At 71.6% G+C, this 24178-nt stretch carries 22 protein-coding genes; 13 read left to right on the plus strand and 9 right to left on the minus strand.

Annotated features, from left to right (window positions below):
* Nucleotides 1-24: 24 nt before the first annotated feature.
* Entirely contained in the window at nucleotides 25-1038 is a 1014-nt protein-coding gene (locus tag MZC64_RS08565; protein WP_247761507.1) for a hypothetical protein, read from the minus strand.
* A gap of 36 nt (nucleotides 1039-1074) precedes the next feature.
* The gene (locus MZC64_RS08570; RefSeq protein WP_247761508.1) at nucleotides 1075-1647 is read right to left on the minus strand and encodes a peptide deformylase; all 573 of its coding nucleotides are present in this window, start codon (nucleotides 1645-1647) and stop codon (nucleotides 1075-1077) included.
* 167 nt (nucleotides 1648-1814) lie between these two features.
* Between MZC64_RS08570 and MZC64_RS08575 the strand changes: the two genes are divergently transcribed.
* Both MZC64_RS08575 and MZC64_RS08580 read left to right on the plus strand, forming a co-directional pair.
* Entirely contained in the window at nucleotides 1815-2147 is a 333-nt protein-coding gene (locus MZC64_RS08575) for a DUF3263 domain-containing protein (protein WP_185010313.1), read from the plus strand.
* A 46-nt stretch (nucleotides 2148-2193) separates the two neighbouring features.
* A complete protein-coding gene (locus tag MZC64_RS08580; RefSeq protein ID WP_247761509.1) occupies nucleotides 2194-2832 on the plus strand; it encodes a LytR C-terminal domain-containing protein in 639 nt (212 codons plus the stop codon).
* Between the two features lie 21 nt (nucleotides 2833-2853).
* On the opposite strand, the gene MZC64_RS08585 is transcribed toward MZC64_RS08580, so the two are convergent.
* The 6 genes from MZC64_RS08585 to glp all read right to left on the minus strand — a co-directional run bounded on the left by MZC64_RS08585 (nucleotide 2854) and on the right by glp (nucleotide 12012).
* Nucleotides 2854-5076 carry an AAA family ATPase gene (locus MZC64_RS08585; RefSeq protein WP_247761510.1) on the minus strand — a complete coding sequence of 741 codons (2223 nt, stop codon included), beginning with the start codon at nucleotides 5074-5076 and terminating at the stop codon, nucleotides 2854-2856.
* Between the two features lie 10 nt (nucleotides 5077-5086).
* Nucleotides 5087-6061, minus strand: coding sequence for a CDP-diacylglycerol--serine O-phosphatidyltransferase (gene pssA / locus MZC64_RS08590; RefSeq protein WP_247761511.1), 975 nt, complete (start codon nucleotides 6059-6061; stop codon nucleotides 5087-5089).
* Nucleotide 6062: 1 nt separating this feature from the next.
* The gene (locus MZC64_RS08595) at nucleotides 6063-6776 is read right to left on the minus strand and encodes a phosphatidylserine decarboxylase (RefSeq protein WP_247761512.1); all 714 of its coding nucleotides are present in this window, start codon (nucleotides 6774-6776) and stop codon (nucleotides 6063-6065) included.
* A 61-nt stretch (nucleotides 6777-6837) separates the two neighbouring features.
* Nucleotides 6838-8742: a M48 family metallopeptidase gene (locus MZC64_RS08600; RefSeq protein ID WP_247761513.1), complete on the minus strand. Its 1905-nt coding sequence runs from the start codon at nucleotides 8740-8742 to the stop codon at nucleotides 6838-6840.
* A 113-nt stretch (nucleotides 8743-8855) separates the two neighbouring features.
* Complete coding sequence (locus tag MZC64_RS08605) at nucleotides 8856-10739, minus strand: M48 family metallopeptidase (RefSeq protein ID WP_247761514.1); 1884 nt, start codon at nucleotides 10737-10739, stop codon at nucleotides 8856-8858.
* Nucleotides 10740-10794: 55 nt separating this feature from the next.
* Nucleotides 10795-12012 carry a gephyrin-like molybdotransferase Glp gene (glp, locus tag MZC64_RS08610; RefSeq protein WP_247761515.1) on the minus strand — a complete coding sequence of 406 codons (1218 nt, stop codon included), beginning with the start codon at nucleotides 12010-12012 and terminating at the stop codon, nucleotides 10795-10797.
* Between the two features lie 72 nt (nucleotides 12013-12084).
* On the opposite strand from glp, the gene MZC64_RS08615 reads away from it, so the two are divergent.
* From MZC64_RS08615 to MZC64_RS08660, 10 genes are all read left to right on the plus strand, one after another.
* Nucleotides 12085-12768 (plus strand): TIGR00266 family protein, encoded by a 684-nt coding sequence (locus tag MZC64_RS08615; protein ID WP_247761662.1) that lies wholly within the window; start codon nucleotides 12085-12087, stop codon nucleotides 12766-12768.
* 79 nt (nucleotides 12769-12847) lie between these two features.
* On the plus strand, nucleotides 12848-13054 hold the full coding sequence (locus tag MZC64_RS08620; protein WP_185001414.1) for a cold-shock protein: 207 nt from the start codon (nucleotides 12848-12850) through the stop codon (nucleotides 13052-13054).
* Between the two features lie 28 nt (nucleotides 13055-13082).
* Nucleotides 13083-14276, plus strand: a complete 1194-nt coding sequence (locus tag MZC64_RS08625; RefSeq protein WP_247761516.1) for a protein kinase — start codon at nucleotides 13083-13085, stop codon at nucleotides 14274-14276.
* Nucleotides 14277-14478: 202 nt separating this feature from the next.
* Nucleotides 14479-16101, plus strand: a complete 1623-nt coding sequence (groL, locus tag MZC64_RS08630; protein ID WP_247761517.1) for a chaperonin GroEL — start codon at nucleotides 14479-14481, stop codon at nucleotides 16099-16101.
* A 319-nt stretch (nucleotides 16102-16420) separates the two neighbouring features.
* Complete coding sequence (locus MZC64_RS48560) at nucleotides 16421-17062, plus strand: TNT domain-containing protein (protein WP_247761518.1); 642 nt, start codon at nucleotides 16421-16423, stop codon at nucleotides 17060-17062.
* A gap of 44 nt (nucleotides 17063-17106) precedes the next feature.
* Nucleotides 17107-17778: a copper homeostasis protein CutC gene (locus tag MZC64_RS08640; protein WP_374205661.1), complete on the plus strand. Its 672-nt coding sequence runs from the start codon at nucleotides 17107-17109 to the stop codon at nucleotides 17776-17778.
* 249 nt (nucleotides 17779-18027) lie between these two features.
* Nucleotides 18028-19317, plus strand: a complete 1290-nt coding sequence (locus tag MZC64_RS08645; RefSeq protein WP_247761519.1) for an extracellular solute-binding protein — start codon at nucleotides 18028-18030, stop codon at nucleotides 19315-19317.
* Between the two features lie 20 nt (nucleotides 19318-19337).
* On the plus strand, nucleotides 19338-20288 hold the full coding sequence (locus tag MZC64_RS08650; RefSeq protein WP_247797666.1) for a carbohydrate ABC transporter permease: 951 nt from the start codon (nucleotides 19338-19340) through the stop codon (nucleotides 20286-20288).
* Nucleotides 20289-20302: 14 nt separating this feature from the next.
* Nucleotides 20303-21127, plus strand: a complete 825-nt coding sequence (locus MZC64_RS08655) for a carbohydrate ABC transporter permease (protein WP_247761665.1) — start codon at nucleotides 20303-20305, stop codon at nucleotides 21125-21127.
* Nucleotides 21124-22713 carry a beta-N-acetylhexosaminidase gene (locus tag MZC64_RS08660; protein ID WP_247761520.1) on the plus strand — a complete coding sequence of 530 codons (1590 nt, stop codon included), beginning with the start codon at nucleotides 21124-21126 and terminating at the stop codon, nucleotides 22711-22713. Before MZC64_RS08655 ends, MZC64_RS08660 begins: the two co-directional genes overlap by 4 nt.
* Here the strand turns inward: MZC64_RS08660 and MZC64_RS08665 are convergent, their stop codons facing one another.
* The gene (locus MZC64_RS08665) at nucleotides 22714-22944 is read right to left on the minus strand and encodes a PspC domain-containing protein (RefSeq protein ID WP_185001422.1); all 231 of its coding nucleotides are present in this window, start codon (nucleotides 22942-22944) and stop codon (nucleotides 22714-22716) included.
* A gap of 98 nt (nucleotides 22945-23042) precedes the next feature.
* Between MZC64_RS08665 and MZC64_RS08670 the strand changes: the two genes are divergently transcribed.
* A complete protein-coding gene (locus MZC64_RS08670) occupies nucleotides 23043-24152 on the plus strand; it encodes a CapA family protein (RefSeq protein ID WP_247761521.1) in 1110 nt (369 codons plus the stop codon).
* Nucleotides 24153-24178 lie beyond the last annotated feature (26 nt).

The following is a 24178-nucleotide window of genomic DNA, read 5'->3' on the forward strand; positions in this document are numbered from 1 at the left end:
GTGGTGGTGGGCCGCACGGGCCCTCTAGGCACCATAGTGAGCGATCGGCGTGCTGACCACACCGCTCGCCGGGTGAAATGTGCGCAGGGTCCCCTCGACCAGCTCGGCGAACCCGCCGGTCGCCGGGTTGTGCGCGGTGGGCCGGATACCCTCCACCAGCCCGATCCGCTGCCCACTCGCCGGATCCCAGGTCTCCAGCCCCCCGGCCCCGCTGACGTGCAATTTCCCCTGATAGGCCCACATCGGCCCGTCCAGTCCGCGCAGCTCGCCGGTCTTCTCCCCGGAGGGCGCGTCGTACAGCTCGGTGGCGGCCGCGGTGCCCGCGTTGGTGAGCCGTTGCAGCGCAACGGTGTTGTCGTCCAGCCAGGCCACCGGCATGTCCCACATGCCATCGGCGTTGTCCAGCCCGCGGTACCGCTCGGGCGCGTGCGTGTGCCCACCCAGCCAGGCCGTCACATCGATCAGCGCGGGCAGCGGGAACGGGTGCCACACCCAGCCGTTGGTCAGCAGCCAGCGCCCGGACGGACTGGGATGCAGCGACCCGTGGAAGTCGCTGATGTGGTTCTCCGGCTCGGGCCCGTCCCGCGGCCATTCGGTGGTGATCTCGCGCTCGGTCAGCAACTGCCCACCGGGCAGCGCGAAGGCGTCCACCCGGTTCCAGTCGGTCTGCGCGATCAGCGTGTTGTCCGGCAGGAAGGCGACCCCGTACGGCACGGTGAAGACGTCCCAGCCCTCGTCGCGGTACAACGGGAACACCTCGTGCCCCGCTGCCAGATCCACCAGCGACCCGTGCCACCCGTAGTCGTCGGTCACCGCCGCGAACCGGCCATCCGCCGAGGTGTGCAACCCGAAACTCCGCGTCCGGCCCACGAAGTACTCGGGCTCCGTCGCGTACTCCCAGGACACGAAGTCGGCGACCACCTCCGCTGGGCCGTTCTCGCGCAGCCGGATCAGGTGGTCGTTGGCCTCGTTGATGGTCAGCCAGCCGTCCGGCAATGGCGCCAGTCGCCGGTTGGTGTGCCGGATCGCGTAGTCCACCAGGTCAAGGTCCCACGGCGGGCCAGCGAATATTCGTCAGTGGCCGAAGGGGTCCTCGACCTCGCCCGGCATCCAGCTCAGCCCGTCCACGCCCCAGCCGTTGGCCTTGAGGGCCTTCTTCGCGGCGCGCTTGTGCCGGCCGGTCAGCCGGTCCAGGTACAGGTAGCCGTCCAGGTGGTCGGTCTCGTGCTGGAGGCAGCGGGCGAAGAAGCCCTTGCCCTCGACCTCGATCGGGTTGCCGTCGCCGTCGAAGCCGGTGACCTTGGCCCAGTCGGCGCGGCCGGTGGGGAATGCCTCGCCGGGGGCGGACAGGCAGCCCTCGATGTCGTCTTCCTCATCGGGCATGCCCTCGGGGATCTCGCTGGTCTCCAGCACCGGGTTGACCACGACGCCCTTGAACCAGTTGCCCTCGTCGTCGTGGCAGTTGTAGACGAACAGGCGCTGGTCGACCCCGATCTGGTTGGCCGCGAGACCGACGCCGTTGGAGGCGGCCATGGTCTCGTACAGGTCGGCGATCAGGGTGCGCAGCGCGTCGTCGAACTGCTCGACGGGGCGCGTCGGGTTGTGCAGCACGGGGTTACCGGCGATGACGATGGGGTGCACGGCCATGCCGGAAAGCCTATCGGCGTGTCGGCCGGACGCGCCGGGCTGTGCCCCAGCCTGTGTCAGGGTTACGTGGTGTAATGAGTTAACCGGAAATGACAGCCGTGGGATTCGCCGATCGAGACCTGCTTCGGCAGGGATCGAGCGTGACACAGGTGAGTGCGAGGAGCCGGATGGACGCCGCAGAGGTCAGGGCGCGGTCCTGTGACCAGGACAACGACCCGGCGGCGAAGGCCGGGCGGCCGCCTGCCGACGGGCTGACCGAGCGGGACCACGAGGTGCTCGCCTTCGAGCGTCAGTGGTGGAAGTACGCAGGTGCCAAGGAACAGGCCATCCGCGAGATCTTCGACATGTCCGCCACCCGCTACTACCAGGTGCTCAACGCGCTGATCGACAAACCGGCGGCGCTGGCGGCCGACCCGATGCTGATCAAGCGCCTGCGCCGGTTGCGCGCCAGCAGGCAGCGCACCAGAGCCGCTCGGCGGCTGGGCATCGAACCGATCTGACAGTTCTTTCCGCCACTGCTGAAGTCAGCGTTCTCGGAGGCAATGCATGAGCTCGGTGGAGCCGTCCAGCGCATCCCGCCCACTGCGGGTCGCGGGGCTGGCGGCCCTAGGCGTCGCGGCGGTGGCACTTGTGCTGGGCGTGGTGACCCTGTTCGCCAACGGCTCCGAGGATCCGCAGAACGGCGCCCAACCCGGGCCGACCAGCAGCACTGCGAGCGATCCCGGCCAGCCGACCACCAGTGGTGAACCGGCGCCGCCGACCAGCACTTCCGCTGAGCCGCCGCCCAGCACGACGCCGAGCAGCGAGCCGCCGCCCAGCACCTCGGCCCAGCCGCCGCCGGTGACCAGCGCGCAGCCGCCGCCCGCCCAGCCGAAGGCCGCGGTCCGGGTCTACAACAACTCCAACATCAAGAACCTGGCCGATCACGCCGCCACGGACCTGCGCAACGCGGGCTACCCGGTCGACGAGGTCGGCAACTACTCCTCCGGGGTCATCCCGACCACCACGGTCTACTACCGGCCAGGCACCGATGAGGAAGCCGCGGCCAAGGCGCTGGCCAGGAGCTTCGGCATCCGGGCCGAGGCCCGTTTCGAGGGCCTCAAGGACGCCAAGCCGGGCCTGATCATGATCGTGACCAGGGAGTACAAGGCAGGCAGCGGCAAGGACGGCGGCAACGCCAAGTAGCCGCCGCCCTCGGGTCGCGGCTCAGCCGCCCTGGCGGTGCCGGTCGGCGTAGGCGGCCAGGTTGGCCAGCTGGACCGGGTCCAGGGACGGGCGGACCGCTTTGCGCGCGCTGTCCAGGTGCGCCGGGGTGACCTCGGCGGCGTCCAGGGACTCGCGCATCGCGGTCAGCGCGGCCTCCCTGATCAGCGCGGCGCAGTCGGCGGCGGAGTAGCCGTCCAGTTCCAGCGCCAGCGCGGTCAGGTCGACCTCGGCGGTCAGCGGGGTGTGCCGGGCCGCCGACTTGAGGATCTCGGTACGCGCCTGCGCATCCGGCGGCGGCACGTAGACCAGGCGCTCCAGCCGTCCGGGCCGCAGCAGCGCCGGGTCGACGAGTTCGGGCCGGTTGGTGGCGCCGATGATCACCACGTCGTTGAGTGGTTCGACCCCGTCGAGTTCGGTGAGCAGCGCAGCCACCACCCGGTCGCCGACCCCGGAGTCCGAGGACTGGCCGCGGCGCGGGGCGAGCGCGTCCACCTCGTCCAGGAACAGCAGGGTGGGCGCGGCGTCGGCGGCCCGGCGGAATAGTTCGCGGACCGCGCGTTCGGATTCGCCGACCCACTTGTCCATCAGCTCGGCGCCCTTGACCGACATGACGTTGACCCGCCCGGACCCGGCCAGCGCGCGCACCAGGAAGGTCTTGCCACACCCTGGCGGCCCGTACAGCAGCACGCCGCGCGGGGGCTGCACGCCGAGCCGGGCGAAGGAGTCCGGGTACTGCAACGGCCACAGCACCGACTCGGTGAGCGCCTGCTTGACCTCGGTCATGTCGCCGACGTCGTCCAGGGTCAGCCCGCCGGTGGCGAGGGCGTCCGAGGCGGACATGGAGATCGGCCGCACGGTCTGCGCCGCGCCGAGCAGGTCTTCCTGGCCGATCCGCGGTTCGGCGGTCTCCCGCTGCCGCAGCGCGGCCCGGACCGCGGCGTCCCGGCGCAGCGCGACCAGGTCGGCGACCACAAAACCGGGGGTGCGTTCGGCGACCACGGACAGGTCGACGCCGTCTTGGAGGGGGGCCTCGCGGAGCAGCACGCGCAGCAGTTCGGTGCGGGTGCGGGCATCCGGCGGCGGCACGGTCAGCTCGCGGTCGACCAGGTCGGGATCGCGCAGCTTGGGGTGGGTGCCCTCGGGGGCGGCGGTGGTGGCCACGATGGCCAGGCCGGGGGTGTCCACCGCGGCGTGCAGCGCGTCCAGGACCACGGTGGCCAGCGGCGGCGGGTCGTTGGCCGGCAGCAGCGCCTCGATGTCGGCGATGAGCAGCACGCACGGGGTGCTGCGCCGGGCCTTGGCCACCGCGGCGCTGATCGCGTCGTGCGCGCGCTGACTGGCCGCGGCCGGTTCCAGGGCGGCGGCGCTGGGCGCGATCAGTTCGATCACCTCGGCCTCCACCGCGGCGGCCACCGAGCGCACCAGGGTGGACTTGCCGACTCCTTCCGGCCCGCTGACCAGCACGCCGAGCCGGGCGGACGCGCCGAGCCTGGCGAGCAGTTCGGGGCGGCGGAAGGAGAGTTCGAGCCATTCGGTGAGCCGCCGGGCCGCGTCCTGCGCGCCCACCAGATCGGCCACCGGCACCGGCGGCGCGGCGGGCATGGGCGGCGCGATGGCCACTGGCGCGGGCAAGGTGGGCCGGGCCGCGGCGGGTGGTTCGCCGGTACGGGCGCCGTCCCGCCAGCTGACCACGGTGGAGGGCTGCACCGCGACCACGCCGTCGGGTTCGGTGGCGGTGATGGTGAGCAGTTCGTTGGTCCAGGTCAGCCCGATCGCCTGGGACAGCTTCCGCCGGGCGGTGCTGACATCGGCTTCGGGCGGCGGGGCCAGGTCCTGGGGCAGCAACGACACCGCGTCGCCGGTGGTGATGACCTTGCCGATCAGCGCCAGCCGCACCGTCTCCGGCGAGACCCCGGTGCTGGCCAGCCGGGACCCGGACACGGTGACCGCGCGGGCCGCGGCCACCTGCACCGGCGCCACCACCACCTCCGAGCCCTCGGTCAGGCCCAGGTTGGACATGGTGATGTCGTCGGTGAGCAGCACGCCGGTGGGCACGCCTGCGTCGGCGGCCGCGGCCAGTGCCGCGGTCACCCTGGTGCCGGTGAGCCGGACCGCGTCCCAGGCCCGCAGCCCGAGCGCGTCCAGCACCTCCGGGTGCAGGCGCACCACGCCACGGCGGGTGTCCAGGGCCGACGGGGAGTGCCGAACGGTCAGCGTGATCACGCTGACGACACTAGTCGGGCCGCGAGTCCCGGCGTCGGCGTTCGGTGCGGCGCAACCCGAGCTGCCGCCAGTTGCCGCGCTGCCCGTCCGGGGGATCCGGGGTCACCAGCAGGTCGCCCTCGGCGTTGCGCCGGCCCCGCCGGACCGCCTTGGCCGCGGCGCCGGCCACCCGGCGGCGCAGCGGCGGGCGCAGGCCCAGCCGCCGGGTGCTGCGCCGGATCGCCCGCCGCTCCTTGGCCGGGACGTCCCAGGCCTCGGGGTGACCGGCCAGCCAGTGGTAGCGGTAGATCGCGTACGGCACGTGCGCCAGGTACACGATCGCGGCCACCGCGAGCAGCAGGAACGGGTAGTTGATCACGATCGCGGCGGCGATGCAGACCAGCGCCAGCAGCGGCGCGATGGCCTTCGGCGAGACCTTGACCGTCTTCAGCGAGAGCGTGGGCACCCGGCTGATCAGCAGGCCCGCGATGAAGACCATCCAGATGTAGAGCGCGACCGGGTGGGTCCACCAGCCCTTGTAGGTCTCCAGCGAGACCACCAGCGGCAGCATCGCCACCAGCGCGCCGGCCGGGGCAGGCACGCCGACGAAGAACTCCTTGGTGAACGGCGGCTGCTCGGTGTCATCGAGCAGGGTGTTGAACCGGGCCAGCCGCAGCACCATGCACACCACGTAGACCAGGGCCGCGGTCCAGCCGGTCGGGTTGCCCTCGAAGCCCCAGACGAAGAGCACCAGCGCGGGCGCGACGCCGAAGGAGATGGCATCGGCCAGCGAGTCCAGCTCGGCGCCCATCTTGGAGGTGGCGTCCAGCATCCGGGCCAGCCTGCCGTCCAGGCTGTCCAAGATCGCGGCCGCGCCGATGGCGATCACCGCGAAGTGGAACTGCTTCTGCAGGGCGAACTGCACCGCGGACAGGCCGGCGCACAGCGCCAGCACGGTGATCGCGTTGGGTAGTAGCCGCACCCCGGGTGCGGTGCGCGCGGGCATCTCAGGCGCCCGCGGGAAGCTCGGCCAGTACCGTCTCCCCGCCGATGGTGCGCTGGCCCTGGGCGATGAGCACCTTGCTGCCCTTGGGCAGGTAGACATCCACCCGGGAGCCGAACCGGATCAGGCCGTAGGTCTGGCCGACCTCGACCCGCTGACCCGCGTTGACCTGGCACAGGATCCGGCGCGCGACCAGCCCGGCGATCTGCACCACCACGACCTCGGCGCCGGCGTCGGTGCGGATCAGCAGCGAGTTGCGCTCGTTGTCCTCGCTGGCCTTGTCCAGGTCGGCGGAGAGGAACTTGCCGGGCCGGTAGGCCACCTGCCGGATCTCCCCGGCCACCGGCGCGCGCTGCACGTGCACGTCGAAGACGGACAGGAACACGCTGACCCGCTGCACCGGCTCGCTGCCCCAGTCCAGCTCGGCCGGCGGCACCGCGGTGTCGACCAGGTACACGGTGCCGTCGGCGGCCGCGGTGACCACGTCGGTGCGCGCCGGGGCGACCCGCTTGGGCTCGCGGAAGAACCAGGCCACCCAGGCCGTGACGATCATGCCGAGCACCCCGGCCTTGCGGGAGAACCGGCGCAGCAGCAGCGAGGCGAGGAACGCGCCTGCCACGAACGGCCTGCCACCCGGGTGCATCGGCGGGACCGTGCTCTTGGCCAGATCAAGGAAGTGGGCGATCGTGCCGGAGCGGGGTCGCGAATCGTCAGTCATCGGTGTCGGCTCGTCCTGGTGTCGGTGGCGTGGGGACGCCAAACGGTAGCCGAACCGACATTTACGGCGTCCCGGCGGCCGCTTCCGCGACCTGTGCCCGATGGGCGAGCAGCGCGCCAAGGCCCTCATACGGCTCGCCGTGGTCGTCGGTGTCGGTGGTGCTGCGCACACTCAGCTCGCCGCCGGTCAGCTTCAGCTCCACCGTCCAGCCCCACGGGCGCGGGCCGAGTTTGCCGCTGACGATGTCCTCGATGCCGATCCACCGGCTGTCCGGCCGTTCCCGCAGCTCGCTGAAGCCCTCGGCGAGCAGCGCGTCCAGCCGCTCGGACTCCTGCCGGCCGCCCCGGCCCAGCGCGTCGGTCAGGCCGCGGGTGAGCGCGCCCGCCCGTTCCAGCGGCACCAGCAGCAGGCCGTCGTCGCAGACGAACAGGTCGAACCGGCCGTCGCCGGACTTGACCGCGGTGAACAGCCCGAGCACCTTGGGGCGCAGCTCGAAGTCGACCTGCTCCACCGCCTCGGTCAGCGGCACGCCCAGCCCGGTCAGCCAGTCCCGCAGCCCGGCCAGGTCGTCCTCGGCCAGCGCGGTGACGATCCGCTCGTGCACCTCCAGCTCGGTCCCGTCGGCGTGCCGGACCACCCACTGGCTGCCCCAGTCCAGCTCGAAGCCGGCCTTGCCCTGCCGGACCAGCAGCGTCAGCGCGGTGTCGCCGAGCAGCTGGATCAGCGTGCGCTGGGCCGCCTCAGGTCGCTGACCAGGCGGGAGGCCCTGGCCGAGCAGCGGGTCGACCAGCTGCGCGCCCTGTCCGCGCTGCACCACGTCGAGCAGTTCGCCCAGCCCGCCGGAAGTGGTGAACCCGCCGTCGGTGGCGACCTTGGCCAGCACCCCGGCGTTGCCGGTGACGTGTTTGGTCCCGGCCAGCTCGACGATCTCCGCCCAGCTCGCCCGCGGGCCGAGGCCGTCGGCCAGCAGCTCCTGTTCCAGCACCGGCACCCGCTCCGCCGCGCCGAGCAGCGCCCAGGCCGGCCGGACATCGGTCATCGGCGGCACGTCCGGCAGCTTGGCCAGCGCGGCCACCCGGACCCGCACCGGCGGGTGGCTGTCGAAGACCGAGCTGGACTCGGCGTCGATGAGCTGGTCCTGAAACTCGGCGATCCGCTGCTTGCGGTGCTCGTCGCCGAGGTAGGCGCGGAACCCGGCGAGCAGCTCCGGCGTGCGTCCGACCGGGGGTGCCATGGACACGAAGTCCTCCCGGTAGCCCTCCCAGGCCACGTCCAGCACCGGCAGCCTGCGCAGCGCGCTGGCGGTGGCGCCCTTGCCCGCGGCGGTCACCGAGGCCGCGTCGGCCTGGAGTTCCTGCGCCCGGTTGGATGCCCCGGCGACCATCGCGTAGAGCCGGGCGTAGCCGGAGAGCACCCAGCGCACCGGGCCGTTGCCGAGTTCCTCGACGGTCTTCTCCAGCGCGCCGGTGGCCCGGTAGGTCAGCGCGGACAGCTTGGTGTGCCCGTGGCTGTAGTGGCCCAGCTCGTGCGCGAGCACCGCGCGCAGCTCGGCCACGTTCAGCCCGGCCAGCAGCGGCAGGCCGATCATCAGGTACCGGGTGCCGGACTTCAGGCCGAGCAGCCTGCTGTCCTCCCAGACCGCGGCGTTGACCTCGGGCACCAGCCGGATGTCGTCCGGACCGCGGGTGTCCGCGGCCACCGCCAGTTCGTCCACGGTGCGCCACAGCTCCGGGTAGTCCGCGCGCGGCAACTGGGCGCCGTAGGGCTCGTTGCGCACCTTGAGCACGGTGCGCACGGCCGCGCCGACCGCGATGGCCACCGCGGCCGCGGCGAAGCCGACCTTGATCCCGGCCGGTCCGTGACCACCGGCGAAGAGCCAGATCGCGAACGCGGCCAGACCGACGGTCAGCGCGAGGACCAGGACAAAGAAGCCGACCAACAGCACGAGCGCCGCCGCGGCGCGCATGGGCACACGCACCTGAGACCTCCGGGAGCGGGCAGGGTGACAGGGAGTTCGCCAGCCCCCGATGTACTGGCTGGGGCAGTGTGCCGTCCCGTCGCCGCGCTGGGCAAGTCCCGTTACACAGCGGCCTTGGCCTGGAAGAACGCCCGCAGGCCCGCGTGCGCGTCGCCGTAGTCCTCGGCGAAGTTGGTGATCGCGAATTGCAGCGGGGCGCCCTGGGCGAACTCGATGTTGAGGTAGCCCACGGTGCGTTTGGTGGTGAAGGAGCCGCCGGAGACCTCCTCCAGCGAGATCCAGTCCGCGCCCTTGGCTTCGCACAGCGCGGGATAGCCGCGTTCGGTGAGCAGCGCGATTCGCTTGCGCTCCATCCGTTCCGAGCCGCCGATCAGCCCGGCGAAGCCGCGTTTGAACCAGACCCAGCGGGACAGCGGCAGCACCAGCAGGCCGCTGGTGTAGACCAGCAGGTCCTTGGGCGCGCGGCCGAGTTGCAGCGAGCTGAACACGCCGACCAGCGCTGGCTCGGTCTCCCGCACCTCTTCCTCCGGGTCGAGCGGGCAGCGGAACTGCGGCGGCACGCCCAGGGCCTGCAGGTTGCGGCCCAGCGCGTCCACCAGGTTCCGGTCGGCCACCGGCGGGCCGGTCAGCTTGGTCGCGTCGAAGCGGCGGCCGTCGGCCAGCCGCACCTGCCAGGGCCCGCCCCAGTCCAGGTCGTGATAGGCCCGGCCGGACTCGATCAGCGCGGTGACCACCACATCGGCCAGCAGCTCGGTGACCACCTCCTCGTCGGTGGCGCCCGGCCAGCGCACCGGCTCGGCCAGCTCCGCCACCCGGCCCCGGCGCAGTGCCTGCACCACCTCGCCGATCGCGCCGGTGCGGCCCTGACCGCTGTCCACCACCGCCTTGGCCAGCAGCCCGGCCCCGTGCCGGGCATCAGCCGCCCCGGCCAGCCGGACGATGTCGGTCCAGCTGGCCCTGGGCCCGAGTTCGCGGGCGATCAGCGCGGACTCCAGCGTGGGCACGGTGGTGCGTGGTTCGGAGAGCAGCACCCAGGCCGGGCGGGCGTCGGAGTCGTAGGACGGCTCCTCGGCCTCCGCGATGGCGGCCAGTCTGCGACGCAGGCTGGGGTGGGTGTCGAAGGGTGACTCCGGTTCGTTGTCCAGCACCTGTTCGACCAGCTCACCCAGCCAGTCGCGCTGCGCTGGGTGCACCAGGAAGGCGTGGAAGCCCAGCAGCAGGTCCGGGGTGCGGTCGGTCTCGATGGCCAGCCGGGCGTAGCGGCGGTTGAACGCCGCCCAGGCCGGGCCGAGCGTGCTGACCGCGCGCAACGCGTTGGCCGCGGCCTCCCGGCCCGCGGTGGCCACCATGACCTGGTCCGCCTGCAACTCCTGCGCGCGGGTGGCGGCCTTGGCGACCAGCGCGTACAGCCGGGCGTAGCCGTCGAGCACCCAGCGCACCGGGCCGCGGTCCAGCCGGTCGACGGTGCGCGCCAGCGTCTCCGCGCCGCGGTAGGTGACCGCGGCCAGCCGGGTGTGCCCCCGGCCGTAGTGGCCCAGTTCGTGCGCGAGCACCGCGCGCAGTTCGGCCACGGTGAGCCCGGCCAGCAGTGGCAGGCCGATCAGCAGGTGGCGCCTGCCCGCGCGCAGGCCGAGCAGTCTGCTGTCCTCCCGCACGGCCGCGTTGACCTCGCCGACCAGCGTGATCTCATCCGGCGGCCGGGTCCCCGCAAGTTCGGCCAGGTCCGCCACGGTGCGCCACAGTTCGGGCTGGTCCCGCTGGGTCAGCTTCGGCCCGCTCGGCGCGGCCAGCCGGGTGCTCAACGCGCTGACCAGCGCGAAGCCCAGGGCGATGAGCACACCCAGGCCGAGCAGCGCGATTTGCGCACCGGGCCGCCCGCCCACCGCGATGCCCGCCGCGACCCCGCCCGCACCCACCCCAACGACGACGAACGGGAACGCCAGCAGCAGCGTCACCGACAGTCCGGCTCGAAAAGCAGCATGCACCCGGCGGAGTCTGGCCCTCACCCTTTCGGGGGACAACCCCGGCGTTAGCAGTCCTTTATCTGGTGAGCAGCACGGTCACCGGGTCGCCCGCGGCCAGTTCGGTGACCTCCTCCGGCACGTCGATCAGGCAGTTGGCCTGCGCCATCGCCGAGAGCAGGTGCGAACCGGGACCACCGGCCATGGCCACCGTGCCCGCCGCCGCGTCGTAGCGGCCGCGGCGGAACTGCCGACGTCCGGCGGGTGCCTTGAGCCCCTCGGCCAGCCGGGCGGTCAGCCGCGGCCGCTCGGTGTCCACCGCACCGCGGGCGGCCAGCAGCGCGGGCCGCAGGAACACCTCGAAGGAGACCAGCGCGCTCACCGGGTTGCCCGGCAGCGAGACCACCGGCACGCCGCGGTACCAGCCCGCGCCCTGCGGCATGCCGGGCTGCATGGCCACCTTGGTGAACTCCACCCCGTGCCCGCTCAGCGCGTCCTTGACCACCTCGTACGCGCCCGCGCTGACCCCGCCGGAGGTCAGCACCAGGTCCACCGTGGACAGGTGCGGGGCGAGCGCGGCGTGGAAGGCGTCCACGTCGTCGGGCACGAATCGCAGCAGCTCGGGCTGTCCGCCGGCCTGGCGCACCGCGGTGGCCAGCATGATCCCGTTGGACTCGTAGATCTCGCCGTGCCGCAGCGCCCGGCCCGGTTCCACCAGCTCCGAGCCGGTGGAGAGCACCAGCACCCGCGGCGGCCGGAACACCGGCAGCGCGGACACCCCGACCGCGGCGGCCAGCCCCAGCTCGGCCGCGCCCAGCAGCGAGCCCGCGGCCAGCACCCTGGTCCCGGCCAGCACGTCCTCACCACCGCGGCGGATGTTCATCCCGGGCCGGACCTCGCGGTGCACCCGGACCCTCGGCATGCCGCCGTCGGTCCACTCCACCTGCACCACCGCGTCCGCGCCCACCGGCACCGGTGCGCCGGTCATGATCCGGTGCGCGGTGCCGCCGAGCAGGGACAGCTCGTCGGTGCGCCCGGCCGGGATGTCCTCGGCGACCAGCAGCTCCACCGGCGCCTCCGGACTGGCCCCGGCCAGCTCGCCGGAGTGCACGGCATAGCCGTCCATGGCCGAGTTGTCGAAGGGCGGCAGGGCCACCGGGGACAGCAGTTCCTCGGCCAGCACCAGGTCGAGGCACTCGGCCAGCGGACGGCGCTCCACCGGGGTGGTGCCCAGCAGCGAGCAGACCCTGGCCTTGTGCGCCTCGACCTCGACCAGGGCTGCGGATGACGTGCTCACGTGCTCATCCTTACCTCCCGGATCTCCATCCGGCGAGCCGCCCGGGGTCTGTTCGTGCCAGACTCGGATCTCGTGCAGGTCCGTACTCGTCACACTCCGTATTTCGGCGTCGCCCGGCTGTTGCTGGCCCCAGGCGAGGTCGTGCTCGCCGAACCGGGCCGGATGGTGGCGACCAGCTACGGCATGGCGATCGACGCCCGTGCTCAGGGCGGCTTCCTGAAGTCGCTGACCAGGGCCGCGCTCGGCGCCGAGGGCCCGGCGGTGGCGCTCTACACCGCGCCGGCCCAGGGCGGCTGGGTCGATCTCGCGCCGAGCCTGCCCGGCGACCTGCACGTGCTGGAGCTGGACGGCAAGATCGGCTGGTGCCTGAGCCGCACCGCGTGGCTGGCCGCCCCGGCCACCGTGCAGTTCGACCCGGAGTGGACCGGCCTGCAGGCGCTCTTCGGCGGCGAGGGCGGTTTCCTCACCCACGTCCTGGGCCAGGGCCCGCTGGTGCTGGCCGCCTGCGGCGCGCTGGAGGTGGTCACGCTCAAGGCGGGCGAGTTGATCACCATGGACCCCGGGCACGTGCTGGCCTACGCCGACACCGTGCAGGTCCGGCTGCGCGCGGCCACGCACAACGGCAGCCAGTCCATCCGCACCGGCGAGGGCCTGGTGTTCGACTTCGCCGGACCGGGCGAGGTGCTCGCGCAGAGCCGCGACCCGCGTGGGCTGGCGAGCTGGTTGCGTGCTGCCGCAACGGTTTCCCGCGGCTGAGCCGGTTGTTCTGCCGCTGACGCCGACGGCCGCGCTCCGGTAGCGTTGACCGGGTTCAGCGCGTGGCCGGGAGGATCTCGTGGCTTTAGGCACGGTCAAGTGGTTCAACGCGGAGAAGGGCTACGGCTTCATCGCCACCGACGGCGGAGCCGACGTCTTCGTGCACTACTCCGCGATCCAGATGGACGGCTACCGGTCCCTCAACGAGGGTGACCGGGTCGAGTTCGAGGTCAAAGCCGGACGCGACGGCAGGCAGCAGGCCGAAGAGGTACGCAAGGCCACCTAGCTCCGGGCCAGCGGCTAGGCTGCGTCCCGTGTCGGAAGACCTCACCGGACGCCGTCTCGGCCATTACCGCATCGACGGAGTCATCGGCCACGGTGGCATGAGCACCATGTACCGGGCCACCGATGTGCGGCTCGGGCGCAAGGTCGCGCTCAAGGTGATCGCCGACCATCTGACCGTGGACGCGGAATTCCGCGAGCGGTTCGTGGACGAGGCGCGCAACACCTCGGCCATCGACCACTCGCACGTGGTGCCGCTCTACGACTTCGGCGAGACCGACGGCTTCCTCTACATCGCCATGCGCTTCGTCGACGGCGCCGACCTGGCCAGCCTGATCAAGGACGGCCCGATCGCGCCGGTGCGCGCGCTGACCTTGCTGCAGCAGGTCGCCGAGGCGCTGGACAACCTGCACGGCAAGGGCCTGGTGCACCTGGACATCAAGCCGGCCAACGTGCTGGTCACCACCCGCGAGTCCTCCGGCGAGCACGTCTACCTGGCCGACTTCGGCCTGACCCGCCGCGGCGCCACCGGCCACCGGACCAGGGGCGGGGACTTCCTCGGCTCGCCGACCTACGCCGCGCCGGAGCACCTGCGCGGTGAGCCGGTCGACCCGCGCACCGACGCCTACTCGCTGGCCTGCGTGCTCTTCGCCTGCCTGACCGGCCGCCCGCCCTACCAGGGCAAGGTGCCCGAGGTGATCCAGGGCCACCTGGCCACCGAGGTGCCCGCGGTGACCGGGCTGGTCGTGCTGCCGCCGGCGATCGACGCGGTGGTGCGGCGCGGCATGTCCAAGGACCCGGCCAAGCGCTTCGCCAACTGCCGGGAACTGATCTCCGCCGCCCGCGGCGCGCTCGCCGCGGTGGCCCAGCAGAACACCCCGCCGCAGGTCCGGACCCCGGGCAGCGTTCCGCAGCAGGCCACGCCGACCGGCGCGCACCAGGCGCTGCGGCCGCCGACCGGGCCGGTCCCGGTGCAGCCGCCCGCGCACCCGCCCACCGGGCCCAACCCGGTGCAGCCGCCGCCCGCCTACGCCATGCCGCAGCCGGGCTACCGGCCGCCCGGCCAGCCCGCCGAACCGGTGCGGCTGCGCCCGCCGATGGCGGCGGGGCCGACCGCCTTCGGCAACAGCAGCTCCCCGGAGGTCGGCGGCCGCTGGCTGATCCCGGTGCTGGCGGTGGTGGCGCTGATCGTGGTCGTCGTGGTGATCGTCCTCGCGGTGGCCTGAGCTGGGCGAACAGCCCGGCGGCTTGCACTCGCTCCGGTCGAGTGCTAAACACGAACTTGGCACTCGCCGACAGTGAGTGCCAGGTCGGGACGGTGAGGCCGTCGGCATCCCCACCACTGGGGCGCTGCCGTCAGGTCGTCCGTCGCGGGCACCGAGCCTGGCCGTGCACCCGTGTCATCCACTACCGGAGGACCACACCGCAATGGCCAAGATGATCGCGTTCGACGAGGACGCCCGCCGAGGACTCGAGCGCGGCATGAACACCCTCGCCGATGCCGTCAAGGTGACCCTCGGCCCCAAGGGCCGCAACGTCGTGCTCGAAAAGAAGTGGGGCGCGCCGACGATCACCAACGATGGTGTTTCCATCGCGAAGGAGATCGAGCTTGAGGACCCGTGGGAGAAGATCGGGGCCGAGCTGGTCAAGGAAGTAGCGAAGAAGACCGACGACGTCGCCGGTGACGGCACCACCACCGCCACCGTGCTCGCCCAGGCCCTGGTTCGCGAGGGCCTGCGCAACGTGGCGGCCGGCGCCAACCCGATGTCGCTCAAGCGCGGCATCGAGAAGGCCGTCGAGGCCGTCGCCGAGGCGCTGCTGAAGTCCGCCAAGGAGGTCGAGACCAAGGAGCAGATCGCGGCCACCGCGTCCATCTCCGCGGCCGACACCACCATCGGCGAGCTGATCGCCGAGGCCATGGACAAGGTCGGCAAGGAAGGTGTCATCACCGTCGAGGAGAGCAACACCCTCGGGCTCGAGCTTGAGCTCACCGAGGGCATGCGCTTCGACAAGGGCTACACCTCCGGCTACTTCGTCACCGACACCGAGCGTCAGGAAGCGGTCCTGGAGGACCCCTACATCCTGCTCTACGGCTCGAAGATCGCCTCGGTGAAGGACCTGCTCCCGCTGCTGGAGAAGGTCATGGGGACCGGCAAGCCGCTGGTCATCATCTCCGAGGACGTCGAGGGCGAGGCCCTGGCCACCCTGGTCGTCAACAAGATCCGCGGCACCTTCAAGTCCGTCGCCGTCAAGGCCCCTGGCTTCGGCGACCGCCGCAAGGCGATGCTGCAGGACATGGCCACCCTGACCGGCGGCCAGGTCATCAGCGAGGACGTCGGCCTCAAGCTCGACAACGCCGACATCTCGCTGCTGGGCAAGGCCCGCAAGGTGGTCGTCACCCGTGACGAGACCACCATCGTCGAGGGCGGCGGCGACGCCGACGCGATCCAGGGCCGGGTCAACCAGATCCGCGCCGAGATCGAGAAGAGCGACTCCGACTACGACCGCGAGAAGCTGCAGGAGCGCCTGGCCAAGCTGGCCGGCGGCGTTGCGGTCATCAAGGCGGGCGCGGCCACCGAGGTCGAGCTCAAGGAGCGCAAGCACCGCATCGAGGACGCCGTCCGCAACGCCAAGGCCGCCGTGGAAGAGGGCATCGTCGCCGGTGGCGGCGTCGCGCTGCTCCAGGCCGCCGAGACCGCCTTCGCGGGTCTTGGGCTTGAGGGCGACGAGGCGACCGGCGCGAACATCGTCAAGGTCGCGGTCGAGGCTCCGCTGAAGCAGATCGCCATCAACGCCGGCCTTGAGGGCGGCGTTGTGGTGGAGAAGGTCAAGGGCCTGAAGCCGGGCGAGGGTCTGGACGCCGCCACTGGCGAGTACAAGGACCTGATCAAGGCCGGCATCATCGACCCGGCCAAGGTCACCCGCTCCGCTCTGCAGAACGCCGCGTCCATCGCTGGTCTGTTCCTGACCACCGAGGCCGTCGTCGCCGAGAAGCCGGAAAAGAACGCTGCCGCTCCCGCCGCCCCCGGCGGCGGCGAGATGGACTTCTGATCCAGCCCAGCTGAACAACTGAACACCAGCAAGCCCCCGGTCCACCTGCACTGAGACCGGGGGCTTGCCCATACCCAAACCCGAGTGTTGGCCGTTCTGGTACACCGAGTTGGCCGTTCCGGACGCCGAGTTGGCCCAAGTCGTACGCCACGTTGGCCCAAGTGGAACGCCGAGTTGGCCCAAGTGGACGGAATGGCGCCGCCTGTCGGCGTTCCCCCGCCCGAGTGGTCTTCCCCCTCCGTGTGACCTCAGGTACCTCCGTGCCATCCCCGCCCCGCCAGGATGATCCCGTCGTGATCGTCTTCCAGAAGGAGCGCCTGTGCGGGGTCGTCGATTGCTCGCCACCTTCCTCACCACCCTGCTCACCAGCCTCACCGTCCTACTCGGCGCGGCATCCCCCGCGCTGGCCGACGCGCCACTGGCCTGCGCGGGCACCTACCAGGGCGACAACCGGCTCGGCCCGGAAACCCTGCCCCGGGTAGCGGAACACCCGGTCGGCCGACTGGTCGCGGGCTACCAACGGTTCGGCAAGCTCGACGCGGCCGGCTTCCTCGCCAAGTACTGGGACACCGCCGCCACCAGCTGGAAGTACCCGCCGCAGGACGGCTTCCTGTTGCGGCCCGACGGCACGCCCATCAAGCGGGTGCACCGGCTGCTCCCGGGCTACAAGCTGGACCGCTTTGGCAGTGAGGGCGGGCAGTTCCTGGCGCCGCGGGGTGCGCACTACAGCCAGCGGGCGTTGCCGCCGCAGAGCCTGTTCACCTTCGACGCCGCCTACCGGTGCAACTACCACACCTACCAGGTGCTCAAGGAGTTCCCGGTGTGGCAGGGGACCATCGCGCCGTGGTTCGAGCAGCGGGGACGGGGCAGCCAGATCAAGCTGGACCGGACGTTGTTGCCGGGGGAGGGCCACCTCAATGTGGCCTGGCTGATCGACAAGGGGTACCTCGCTCGCCGCTGAACGGTCGATCCGCAGAAGGTCTAGACCACGTTAGGCTGTCCGGCATGACGTTGCTGGAGGTCATCGCGCTGGACGCCCGGGACGCCGAGGCCGCGCAGGCGGGTGGGGCCGATCGGCTGGAGCTGGTCTCCGGGATGGACGCCGGGGGGCTCACACCCAGCGCGGCCACCGTGCGCTCGGTGCTCGCGGCCACCGATCTGCCGGTGCGGGTCATGCTGCGGGACGCCGCCGGGTACGCGCCCGCGGATCTGGACCGGCTGCGCCGGGACGCGGCGGAACTGCGCGCGGCGGGGGCGACCGAGTTCGTGCTCGGGTTCCTCGACGCCGACGGCGCGGTGGACCTGGTGGCCTGCCAGGCGTTGCTCGGTGAGCTGGCCGGGGCGGCCTGGACCTTCCACCGGGCGCTGGACAACGCGGCCGACTCGGTGGCGGCCTGGGCCGTGGTCGCGGGGCTCGGCTGCGACACCGTGCTGGCCGCGGGCGCCCCGGCGGGCGTGACCGACGGGTTGCCGCTGCTGCGGAAGCTGGCCGACCGGCAGGCGGCCGATGGACTGGCGCTGCTGGTCGGCGGCGGGTTGAAGCAACAGCATGTGCCGGAACTGCTGGCCGCGGGGGTCAGTCACTTCCACGTCGGCGGGCCGGCGCGGGCCGGGGGCTGGGACAGTCCGGTGGACGCCACCGCGGTCGCCGGGTGGCGCGGCCTCGTCGACGGCTGAGCCGTCCCAGGGATGACCGACGGCTGAGCCGTCTCCAAGGACGACCGACGGCTGAGCCGTCTCCAAAACCATCACGCGCGCCCGTAGGACGAACCCTCCGTCCCGCGGGCGTGCTGCTGTTCCGGGGCAATTGGGATGGTCTAGACCCTTGTTCGAGCCTGTTTCGGGCCATACCATCGCCTGCATCTCGTTGCTTTATGCGAAATGACCATTGCGCATTGTGCAACATCGCCAGGTGTGGAGGTCTTCATGACGATCAGACGGCTTGCGGCGGTGGCCGCGCTGGTCGGGCTGGCCACGGTCGGCTGTGCGCCGGTGCAGTCCGGTCCGACCGGCTCGGCGAAGGACGCCAAGGACGGCACCCTGCGGGTCTGGCTCTTCGACGAGGTCAACCGCGCGCCCAAGGAAGCGGTGGTCAACGAGGCCATCAAGGAGTTCACCGCCTCCCACGCCGGTGTCACCGTCGACGTGCAGTACATCCAGGTCAACAGTAGGGCCGAACGCTTCAAGGCGGCCTTCAGCGACGCCAAGAGCGCCCCGGACGTGGCCGAGTTCGGCAACACCGACCTGGCCAACTACGTGGCCGCCGGTGGCTTCGCCGACCTCTCCAGTGACCTCGGCAACTGGTCCGAGGCGGCCGATCTGGCGCCCAAGATCCTGGACACCGGCAAGGTCGAGGGCAAGACCTACGGCGTGCCCTGGTTCGTCGGCGTGCGCGCGCTCTACTACCGCACCGACGTCTTCACCGAGCTGGGCCTGCAGCCGCCGAAGACCCTGGCCGAGCTGGCCCCGCTGGCCCGGCAGATCCGCAAGGCCAAGCCCGAGCTGTACGGCATCTCCGTCGGCGGCAAGTACACCTACGGCATGCTGCCCTTCGTCTGGTCCGCGGGCGGCGACCTGGCCAAGGCCGACGGCGGCAAGTTCTCCGCCGCCATGGACAGCGCGCAGAGCCGGGCCGGACTGGGTCGCTACGCCGAGCTGATCAGCGACGACATCTGCCCGCCCTCGGCGTGCGCGCCCAACGGCGGCGACGCCAGCGTGCAGGCTTTCGTCTCCGGCAAGGCCGCGATGACCATCGGCGGCGACTTCAACCGCAAGGCGGTGGAGGCCGGTGCGGTGAAGGGCAAGTTCGCCGTGGTTCCGCTGCCGGGGGAGACCGCCGGGTCGATCGCGCCCGCCTTCGCCGGTGGCAACCTGCTCGGCATCACCCGCTCCACCGAGCGGCGCACCCTGGCCAAGGACTTCCTGCAGCTGCTGGCCGGCAAGAAGTACCAGCGCCAGATGTACACCGCGATGGGCAACCTGCCGACCTTCACCGACGTGCAGCGCGAAGTCTCCGGCAACGACCAGTTCACCAAGCCGTTCATCGCCACCCTGGAGGCGGGCACCCGCTTCGTGCCGGTCACCGCGGCCTGGGCCAAGATCGACGCGCAGACCGTGCTGCCCAACATGATCCAGCAGGTGGTCACCAAGGCGAAGACCGTCGAGGACGCCACCGCCGAGGCGGCCAAGCTGATGAACACGGCCTTCACTTCGTGAGCCAAGGCACCCTGACCCCGGTGACGGCAGCCGCCCCGTCACCGGGGGCCGCGGGGAAACCTGTGCGGCGCAAGGGAAAACGGGACGGCCGGGCCGCGATCGGCTACCTGCTGCCCACCCTGCTGGTGCTGGGCGGGCTGCTCGGCTACCCGATCTACCAGCTGGTGCTGATCTCGCTGTTCGACTACGGCCAGGAACAGGCCAGCGGCGGGGCCGCGCTGGAGTTCCTCGGCCTGGGCAACTACCAGGCGCTGCTGGGTGATCCGCAGTTCTGGCAGGTGCTGCTGCAGACCGTGCTCTTCGCCGGGTTCTGCGTGGTGGCCACCCTGCTGGTCGGCGGGGCGCTGGCGCTGCTGGCCACCCGGGTGCGCACGGTGCCGCGGATGATCCTGTTCCTGGCCGCGATCGGCGCCTGGTCCACCCCGGCGGTGGCCGGGTCCACGGTCTGGCTGTTCCTCTTCGACACCGATTTCGGGCTGGTCAACGAGATCCTGACCGGGGTCGGCCTGGACGGGTTCGCCAGCTACTCCTGGACCTACGACAAGTACGTGGCCTTCGGCCTGGTCGCCGCCCAGGTGGTGTGGTGCTCGTTCCCGTTCGTCATGGTCACCCTCTACGCCGGGATCAAGGCGATCCCCGGTGAGGTGCTGGAGGCCGCGGCGCTGGACGGCGCGTCCACCGTGCGCACCATGACCAGCGTGATCCTGCCGCTGCTGCGGCCGCTGCTGATCATCGTGACCATCCAGTCGATCATCTGGGACTTCAAGCTCTTCACCCAGATCTACGTGATGACCGGCGGTGGCGGGGTGGCCGGGCAGAACCTGGTGCTCAACGTCTACGCCTACCAGAAAGCCTTCGCCGCCAGCGAATACGGCCTCGGCTCGGCGATCGGCGTGGTGATGACCGTGCTGCTGCTCGGCGTCATCGTGCTCTACCTGCGCGCGCTGCGCAGGAGCGGGGAGGAGCTGTGAAACGACCCGGCCGCATGGTGGCCGAGATCGTCACCGTGCTGATCGCGCTGGTGGTGGCCTTCCCGCTGTACTGGATGGTGCTCTCCGCGCTCAAACCGACCAGCGAGGTGCTCTCCACCTCGCCGCGCCCGTGGACCTTCGCGCCCAGCCTGGAGAGCTTCACCAAGGTCCTCACCGTGGAGAACTTCGGCCGCTACTTCCTCAACAGCGTGGTGGTCGCGCTGGTGGTGGTGACCGTGGCGCTGCTGTGCTCCTTCCTGGCCGCCACCGCGCTGACCCGCTTCCGCTTCAAGGGCCGCACCACGCTGCTGGTGATGCTGCTGGTGGCGCAGCTGGTGCCGGTGGAGGCGCTGACCGTGCCGCTGTTCTTCCTGATGCGCCAGGTCGGCGACGTGGCCCCGGCCTTCGGGCTCAACCACCTCGGCTCGCTGATGCTGGTGCACCTGGCCTTCGGCCTGCCGTTCGCGATCTGGATGCTGCGCGGTTTCGTGGCCGCGGTGCCGGTGGAGCTGGAGGAGGCGGCCACCCTGGACGGGGCCAGCCGGTTCCGGTTCACCTGGCAGGTGCTCTTCCCGCTGGTCGCGCCGGGTCTGGTGGCCACCAGCGTGCTGTCGTTCATCCACGCCTGGAACGACTTCCTCTTCGCCAAGACCTTCATCATCTCCGCCGAGGAGAACCAGACGCTGCCGCTGGCCATCCTCACCTTCTTCAAGCCGGATCAGAACGACTGGGGCGCGATCATGGCGGGCTCCACCCTGATGACCATCCCGGTGCTGATCTTCTTCATCTTCGTGCAACGACGGCTCGTCTCCGGCCTGGCCGGGGCGGTGAAGGGATGAGTGTGACCCCGTCCTTCGATGTGCTGCTGCCCCGCCCGCACGAGGCCACCCGCGCCCCCGGCGAGTTCGAGCTGCGGCCCGGCGCCGCGATCCGGGCCGACCCGGCACTGGCCGCCGCGGCGAACTGGCTGCGGCACAACCTCGGCGCGGCAACGGGTTTCCCGCTTGATTCGTCCGAAGTGGACGGTCCGGAGATCCGGTTCGGCCTGGACGAGCGGCTCGGTGCGGAGGAATACACCCTCGACATCACCGAGAAGGCGGCGGACGTGCACGCCGGCGCGCTGCCCGGCGCCCGGCACGCCGCACAGACCCTGCGTCAGCTCTTCGGCCCGGCCGCGTTCCGCCGCTCCAGTGTCCACAATGGAGCGTGGCTGCTGCCCAACGGCCACCTGCGGGACCGGCCCCGGTTCGGCTGGCGCGGCTGTTTACTGGATGTGGCAAGGCATTTCCTGCCCAAGGACGGGGTGCTGCGCTTCCTCGACCTGCTCGCCGCGCACAAGTTCTCCGTGCTGCACCTGCATCTCACCGATGACCAGGGCTGGCGGATGGAGATCGAGCGCTACCCGCGGCTGACCGAGGTCGGCGGCTGGCGGGAGCGCTCCGGCGTCGGGCCGTGGCAGCGCGGCAACTACGACGCCCGCCCGCACGGCGGTTTCTACACCAAGGACGACCTGCGCGAGATCGTCGGCTACGCGGCCGGACTCGGCATCACGGTGGTGCCGGAGATCGACGTGCCCGGCCACACCCAGGCGGCCATCGCGGCCTACCCTGCGCTTGGCAACCTGGACCAGCCGATCGGGGTGTGGACCCGGTGGGGCATCAACGACAACGTGCTCAACGTCCGCGACGAGACGGTCCAGTTCTTCCGGAACGTGCTCGACGAGGTGGTCGAGGTCTTCCCGGCCGAGGTGATCGGCATCGGCGGCGACGAGGTGCCGCTGGTGCAGTGGCGGCGCAGCCCCGAGGCGCAGCGCCGGATCGCCGAACTGGGCCTGGCCGATGAGCCGGGCCTGCACGGCTGGTTCCTGCGTCAGCTCGCCGAGCACCTGGCGGGCCACGGCCGCAAGGCGTTCGGCTGGGACGAGATCACCGAGGTCGGCGAGGTGCCGACCGGTCTGGTGGTGGCCTCCTGGCGCGGCGAACAAGCCGGCGCCACGGCGGCCAAGGCCGGGCACGACGTGGTGATGTGCCCGGAGCAGAAGGTGTATCTGGACCACCGGCAGTCCGACCATCCGGAGGAGCCGATCCCGGTCGGGTTCGTCCGCACGGTCACCGATGTCTACGGCTACGAGCCGGTCCCGGCCGGGCTGGACCCGGACGCGGCCGCGCACGTGCTCGGCGCGCAGGCCCAGTTGTGGACCGAGCACCTGGACTCGCCCCGGCGGCTGGACTACGCGGCCTTCCCCAGGCTGGCCGCGTTCGCCGAGGTGGTGTGGAGCCCCGAGGCCCGCGACGAACCGGGGTTCCTGCGCCGCCTCACCGAGCACCACCTGCCCAGGCTGGACGCGCTCGGCGTCGAGTACCGACCCCTCGACGGCCCTCGACCCTGGCAGCGCCGGCCCGATGTGCAGGGCTGGCCGAGGTGATCAGGCGGCGGTCTCTTCGGGCATGACGATCCAGCAGATGAGGTAGATGACGGCGCCGGTGCCGAAGCCCAGCAGGGTGGCGGCCACCAGCACGATGCGGATGATCGCCGCGTCGATGCCCAGCAGCTTGCCGATCCCGCCGCACACACCAGCGAGCATCTTGTCGGTCCGGCTCCGGCGCAGCTTCTTCACGGGCTGTCCCGTCTCGCTGTAGGTCGTGTTGTCGAACATGACTCAAGGTTCGCCCGCGGGGCGTTCCGGCGGATCAGGGAGACCCCCGAGCCCGCCCCGGACCCGGCCCGGATGCGGTCAGGGGCTAGCGTCGTGAAATGCGCGGACCCCTGACCGCCGCCCTCGCGGCCGCCACCCTGGTGCTGACCGCCTGCGGCAGCGACGCGGCGCCCCCGCCCGGTCCGACCTCTGCCGCGCAGCCGACCAGCTCCGCCGCGGCCGCCGCCCCGCCGCCGCGCGCCTTCACCGTCGCTGCCACCGGCGACGTGCTGATCCACCCGGCGCTGACCGCCCAGGCCACCACCGACGGCAACGGCGCCCGCGACTACACCAAGCTGTTCGAGGGCGTGAAAACCGCGATCAGCGGCGCCGACCTGGCCATCTGCCACCTGGAAGTCCCCATCGCCGCCCCCGGCGGCCCGTTCAAGGGCTACCCCGACTTCAACGCCCCGCCCGAGGTCGTCACCGCGCTGAAGACCACCGGCTACGACACCTGCTCCACCGCCTCCAACCACACCCTGGACCAGGGCCCCGACGGCGTGAAACGCACCCTGGACGCCCTGGACGCGGCCGGCCTGAAGCACACCGGCTCGGCCCGCACCGCCCCCGAGGCGGCCAAACCGGTGATCTACGAGGCCAACGGCGTCAAGGTCGGCCACATCTCGCACACCTTCGGCTTCAACGGCCGCAAACTCCCCGCCGACAAACCCTGGCTGTCCAACCAGATCTCCGCCGAAGCGGTCCTCAAGGCGGCCCGCGCCACCAAGGCCGCGGGCGCCGAGGTCGTCCTGGCCAGCCTGCACTGGGGCACCGAGTACCGCCACGACCCCACCACCGAGCAGAAACAACTGGCCGCCAAACTTCTGGACGACCCGGCCATCGACCTGATCATCGGCCACCACGCGCACGTCGTGCAGCCCATCGCCAAGGTCGCGGGCAAATGGGTCGCCTACGGCCTGGGCAACCACATCGCCAAACACGAGGAACCCCGCGGCGTCACCGAGGAAGGCGTGCTGGCCCGCTTCCGCTTCGCCGAGTCCAACGGCGCCTGGCAGGTCACCGCCGACTACGTGCCGACCCTGGTGGACCTGGGCCCGCCGATCCGGCTGCGCACACTGAAACCGGGCGAGAACGAGGCGGCCAAGCGAATCGACCGCATCGTGCGCAGCGCGGGTGTCACTCCGGCGGATCTGCCGGTGGGCAGCTAGCCCCGGGCGGGGCAGCAATTCCGGTG

Source organism: Crossiella sp. S99.2, assembly GCF_023094165.1.
Taxonomy (GTDB): Bacteria; Actinomycetota; Actinomycetes; order Mycobacteriales; family Pseudonocardiaceae; genus Crossiella.